Origin of the sequence: Kitasatospora sp. MBT66 (assembly GCF_000710405.2) — a bacterium.
GTDB classification, from domain to species: domain Bacteria; phylum Actinomycetota; class Actinomycetes; order Streptomycetales; family Streptomycetaceae; genus Kitasatospora; species Kitasatospora purpeofusca.
Map to the genome: position 1 here is coordinate 602987 of NZ_JAIY01000006.1, position 885 is coordinate 603871.

The 885-nt window shown below is 76.0% G+C and carries 1 protein-coding gene; it reads right to left on the bottom strand.

All coding sequences use genetic code 11. The features are described 5' to 3' along the window. On the bottom strand, positions 1–885 hold an 885-nt coding region (locus BI06_RS15210), incomplete at both ends, for an ATP-binding protein (RefSeq protein WP_369826125.1).

Sequence of the window (885 nt, forward strand, 5' to 3'; positions counted from 1 at the left end):
CGGCACCGCCCGCACCGGCGGGACGGCGTGCACCGGCGGTCCGCCGGACGGGCGCTGCGGGTCGGACGGGCCGGGCAGCTCGGGCCGGTCCTGCACCGGGGGGACGACATGGATGGTCGGGACACCCTCGCGGGCGCGTCCGCCCGCGGCGGTGGCCGGACCGGCCGGACCGGATCCGGCCCGCAGCGGCAGCGGGGTGAGCACCGACAGCGGCTGCTCCTCGTCCACCACCGTCAGCAGCCCGGCCGGGATCCGGACCAGGGCGCGCATCCCCCCGTACGGGGAGGGCTCGACGTGGCAGGAGAAGCCGTACTGCCGGGCCAGCTTGCCGACCACCGCGAACCCGGTCCGCGGCGGGTTGCCCAGCTCGGTGAGCAGCACGTCGGTCGGGCCCGCCAGCAGTCGGCGGGCCCGGCGGAGCTGGTCCTCCTCCATCCCGATGCCGCTGTCGTCGACGATCACCATCGCGCCCCGGCCGCCCTGCTGGAGGGTGACCGGGACGTCCGTCTCGGGGTGCGAGTAGGCGGTGGCGTTGGCGAGCAGTTCGGCGACCGCGATGGCCACCGGCTCGGCGGCCCGGGCCACCACGGCCAGCCGGCCCTCGCGCAGGTGGTTGGCCACCTTGATGCGGGCGTAGCCGGGCACCCGGGAGAGCGCGCCGACCACCACCTCGGCGAGCGGCGAGTCGGTGCGGGCCAGGCCCGGCCAGGCCTCGCAGAGCACGGCGACGGTCTGGATCCGGCGCAGCGCGACCTCGTTGCGGAAGTCGACCTCCAGCAGCCGGGGGTCGTCGTTGTCGTCCTGGAGCTGCTGGACCAGGCTCTGGATCTGGTAGAGCAGGGTCTGGATCTTGGAGGTGGCGCCGCGCATCGCGGAGCGGGCAGC